Here is a 4634-nt window from a genome sequence, read left to right on the forward strand (position 1 = left end):
GCGTGCTGCAGTCCCGGCTCCTGCTGCTGAAGAAGGAGCAGGAAGACGCCGAGAAGAAGGCGTTCGCCGGCGACGTCAAGGCGTCCTGGGGCGACCAGATGCGTTCCTACGTGCTCAACCCGTACCAGATGGTCAAGGACCTCCGCACCGAACACGAGGTCGGCAACACGTCGGCGGTGTTCGACGGCGAAATCGACGACTTCATTGACGCCGGCATCCGCTGGCGGACCGACAACCGAAACGCCGAGAAGTAACGGCCCAATCCTGCGACACACCCCCGGGTTCCTGCGCCGGAGTTGTTACCCGTGCGTATAGTCGAGAGGCCGGTGCCCTACTTCCCCCAAAAGAAAGCCCGCGCCCCGGCGGCAGAACTGGTCTGAAAAATGCCCGGCTCCTGCAGGGCACTTAGGGCCATGATCCGTTTCGAAAATGTCACCAAGGTCTACGACCAGAAGGCGCGGCCGGCGCTGGATTCGATCAACCTGGAAATCGACCGGGGCGAGTTCGCCTTTCTCGTGGGTGCGTCCGGCTCCGGCAAATCGACCTTCCTGCGCCTCGTGCTGAAGGAAGACCGGGCCTCCTCGGGCACCGTCTATGTCGCCGGCCAGAACGTGGCCAAGATTTCCAGCTGGCGGGTGCCGCGGCTGCGCCGGGGGATCGGCGTCGTCTTCCAGGACTTCCGCCTGCTGCCCCAGAAAACGGTGTTCGCCAACGTCGCCTTCGCCATGCAGGTCATCGGCCGGAGCCGCAGCGTCATCCGCGAGACCGTCCCGGAGGTCCTCAAGACCGTCGGCCTCGAAGGCAAGGAGAACCGGCTGCCGCACGAGCTGTCCGGCGGCGAGCAGCAGCGCGTGGCGATCGCCCGCGCCGTCGTCAACCGTCCCGGCATCCTGCTGGCCGACGAGCCCACCGGCAACCTGGACCCGACCACCTCCATGGGCATCATGGGCGTCCTCGACAAGATCAACCAGAACGGCACCACCGTGGTGATGGCCACCCACGACGACGACATCGTCAACGAGATGCGCAAACGCGTGGTGGAGCTCAAGAACGGCGTCGTGATCCGTGACGAGGCCAAGGCCCTGTACACCTCGATGATCCCGGTGGTGGGCCAGTCCCGCCGGCTGCGGGACGCGAGCGGGGAGGGCCAGCTGTGAGACTCGCCTTTGTCCTGTCCGAAATCGGCAGCGGCCTGCGCCGCAACCTGTCCATGGTGGTCTCCGTCATCCTGGTCACCTTCGTGTCCCTCACTTTCGTGGGCGCCGCCGGCATGCTGCAGCTGCAGATCAACCAGATGAAGGGGTACTGGTACGACAAGGTTCAGGTGGCCATCTTCCTCTGCAGTGACGGCTCGACGGCGCCCGGCTGCGCCACCGGTCCTGCCACCCCGGAGCAGCAGGACAACCTGCGGAAGCTGTTGCAGTCCCCGTCCGTGGCCCAGTACGTCAACGACTTCCAGTTCGAATCAAAGGACGAGGCGTACAAGCACTTCAAGGAACAGTTCTCCAACTCGCCAATCGTGGACTCGGTCACCCCGGACCAGCTCCCGGCGTCCTTCCGGATCAACCTGAAGGACCCGGGGAAGTACCAGGTGATCAGCGAGAACTTCTCCTCGCAGGCGGGTGTGGAATCCGTCATCGACCAGCGGCAGTTGCTGGAACGGCTCTTCTCCGCGATGAATGCCGCCTCCCTGGTGGCCGTCAGCGTCGCCGGGGTGATGATTGTCTGTGCCATCCTGCTGATCGCCACCACCATCCGGCTCTCCGCCTTCAGCCGCCGCCGGGAAACCGGAATCATGCGCCTGGTGGGCGCGTCCAAGACCGTGATCCAGCTGCCCTTCATTCTGGAAGGCGTGATCGCGGCCGTGATCGGCGCGGCCCTGGCGTCCGGCACCCTTTGGGCCGTGGCGCACTTCTTCCTGGGCCAAGTCCTGTCCCAGCAGTATCCGGACACCGCCTTCATTTCCCCCGCCCAGACGCTGATGCTGGCACCGGCCCTGATCGGCCTGGGCGTCCTCTTGGCAGGGACATCATCACTCCTGACACTCCGCCGCTACCTGAGGGTTTAGCTTTGCGCAACGAAGAGGAATGCTCATGACACCGATGGACCGACGCACCGCCCCGGCACGAAACACGGCGACGGTCCGGCAGGCCGTCCGCCGCAGCCGTCTGATCGGTGCCGCCGTGGTGCTGGTCCTGGCCGCCAACCTGGGCGGCTTTGCCCCGGTGGCTTCGGCCGACACCCTCGAGGACCAGCAGGCGGCCCTTAACGCCGAGGCAGCGCGCGTCCAGCAGTCACTGGAGTTCGTGGATGCGAAGATCGCCAAGGCCGCCGGCGACCTGGTGCTCTACCAGGGGCAGCTTCCGGGCGCCCAGCAGGCGCTGCTTGACGCGCAGGGCCGCGTGGCCGGTGCCGTCAAGGAGGTGGAGGCCCTCGCCGCGCGCGTCGATCTGGCGCAGCAGAACAAAGCCAAGATCACCCAGCAGCTGGAAACCGATCAGCAGAAAATCACCGACACCAAAAAACTGATCGGGCAGATCGCCACCCAGGCCTACAAGTCCGGCGGCGTGCCGTCCAACCTGGCGCTCTTCTTCGGCTCGAACAAGGGCGGCAGCCTGACCGACACCATTGACCTGGCGGACCAGGCACTACGCAGCCAGAACTCCGCGATGGACAAGCTCACCCAGCAGAACGCCACGAACGTGAACTCGCAGGCCCGCCTGCAGGCCGTTGAAGCCGAGATCACGGACCTCAAGGCCAAGGCCGACGCCGCATTGGCCCGCGAGAAGGCGGCCCGCGACGAGGCCGAAAGCAAGAAGGCCCAGGTGGACAAACTCATCGCCGACACCACCCGCCTGAACGGTGAACTCCAGGCCGCCAAGCCGGGCATCCAGAGCCAGCTTGCCCAGGTCAAGGCCCAGCAGGACGCGGTCGCGGCTGAAATCGTCGAACGTGACCGCAAGCTGCGCGAAGCCTGGGAGGCCGAGCAGAAGCGGATCGCCGAGGCGGCCGCCGCGGCGGCGCGTGCCCAGGGGCAGGCCGCCCAGCCGTACGTTCCTGCGCCCCCGGGCCCGGTGTCCGCCTTCGGCCTGCGCAGCCCGTTCAACGGCATTCCGATCACCTCGGGCTTCGGCTGGCGCGCGACGCCGCCGGGCACCATCGACTTCTACGGCCAGGGCGGCTACATGCACACCGGCATCGACTTCGGTGCCCCGTGCGGTACCCCGGTCTACGCTCCGGCCGCCGGCACCGTCTTCTCCGCCGGGTGGGGCAACGACGGCGGCGGCAACCACGTGAAGATCTCCCACGGCGTCGTGCAGGGCAACTCGCTGACCACGATCTTCTACCACAACACCTCGGTGGTGGTCTCGGCGGGCCAGCAGGTCAGTCAGGGCCAGTTGATCGCCTACTCCGGTACCACCGGCAATTCCACCGGCTGCCACTCGCACTTCGAGACGTGGGTTAACGGCAAGGCAGTGGACCCGATGGGTCTGCTCTAAACTGGAGTACTCCGCGCCACCCCGGCCGGAGCCAGCCATCAACAGATCCGAGGAGTTCTACCGTGCCGAAAGAAAGTGGCCGGAAGGTAGTGGCCACCAACCGCAAGGCCCGGCACGACTACCACATCCTGGACACCTACGAAGCGGGCATCGCGCTCATGGGCACCGAAGTGAAGTCCCTGCGCGAAGGCCACGCCTCCATGGTGGACGGCTTCTGCACCTTCTACAACGACGAGTTGTGGATGGAGGGCATCCACATCCCCGAGTACCACCAGGGCAGCTGGACCAACCATGCCGCCCGCCGGCGTCGGAAGCTGCTGCTGCACCGCGAGGAGCTGACCAAGATCTCGCATAAGATCCGCGAATCGGGCTTCACCATCGTGCCGTTGCAGCTCTACTTTGTGGACGGCCGCGCGAAGGTGGAAATCGGCGTCGCCCGCGGCAAGAAGGAATACGACAAGCGCCAGACCCTGCGCGAGCAGCAGGACAAGCGCGAGGCCCTGCGCGTCATGCGCGAGCGGAACCGGGCCTGACGTTCCGCCCTGGCGCCGGGAAGATTTCCGGCAGTCCGTGCGTTATGCTTAGTAGTCCGGGAAGGAACCGCAAGGTTCCAGTCCGGTTTGATTGAAAGTGTTTGACAACAAAATACGGGGATGATCGGTTTCGACGATGTTAGTCGCGACAGGTGAAGCGGGCCGAGGATGCAGAATTATCTCGTAAACGCTGTCTGCAAACCAATAAGTGCCGAATCAAAACGCACTGACTTCGCTCTCGCTGCCTAAGCAGTAAGACAGTCCGTCAGCCCGAGGTTGCTATTGCCCCGGATCCTGGCGTCATTTAGATAGCCACTGCTGTTTACCTCCGTCATCGGGGTGAACGGGACTCTTAGATGACTGGGCCCGGATCAGCCACCTGTTCGCAGGATGGCTGGGGCCGAGAAAATCCGACGCGAACTGCGCCCGGAGAAGCCCTGACAACACGACATCGGACGGGGGTTCAATTCCCCCCATCTCCACCTACGGAGCCCGGCAACGAGGCTCCACCCCGTAGCAAAAAGGCCGGAAGCATCAGCTTCCGGCCTTTTTGCTGCGCTCTGCGCCGGCGCGCCGGGCGCCGCCCCGCCGGGCGCCGCCC

Annotated in this window: 4 protein-coding genes, 1 other RNA gene and 1 pseudogene; all 6 read left to right on the forward strand. The window is 65.2% G+C overall.

Going from position 1 to position 4634, the window contains the following annotated elements:
• Positions 1-254: pseudogene (gene prfB, locus AB4Y86_RS12650) on the forward strand (peptide chain release factor 2); the annotation flags it as partial.
• A gap of 159 nt (positions 255-413) precedes the next feature.
• Positions 414-1157: a cell division ATP-binding protein FtsE gene (ftsE, locus tag AB4Y86_RS12655; RefSeq protein WP_441402574.1), complete on the forward strand. Its 744-nt coding sequence runs from the start codon at positions 414-416 to the stop codon at positions 1155-1157.
• A complete protein-coding gene (gene ftsX / locus AB4Y86_RS12660; RefSeq protein ID WP_441402575.1) occupies positions 1154-2068 on the forward strand; it encodes a permease-like cell division protein FtsX in 915 nt (304 codons plus the stop codon). Before ftsE ends, ftsX begins: the two co-directional genes overlap by 4 nt.
• 25 nt (positions 2069-2093) lie before the next feature.
• The gene (locus tag AB4Y86_RS12665) at positions 2094-3500 is read left to right on the forward strand and encodes a peptidoglycan DD-metalloendopeptidase family protein (protein WP_441402576.1); all 1407 of its coding nucleotides are present in this window, start codon (positions 2094-2096) and stop codon (positions 3498-3500) included.
• A 62-nt stretch (positions 3501-3562) separates the two neighbouring features.
• Positions 3563-4033 (forward strand): SsrA-binding protein SmpB, encoded by a 471-nt coding sequence (smpB, locus tag AB4Y86_RS12670; protein ID WP_056738075.1) that lies wholly within the window; start codon positions 3563-3565, stop codon positions 4031-4033.
• 116 nt (positions 4034-4149) lie between these two features.
• Positions 4150-4518: a transfer-messenger RNA gene (gene ssrA, locus AB4Y86_RS12675) on the forward strand.
• Positions 4519-4634: the final 116 nt, after the last annotated feature.

This window comes from Arthrobacter sp. 2YAF22_2, from assembly GCF_052114645.1.
In the GTDB taxonomy this organism is placed as follows: domain Bacteria; phylum Actinomycetota; class Actinomycetes; order Actinomycetales; family Micrococcaceae; genus Arthrobacter.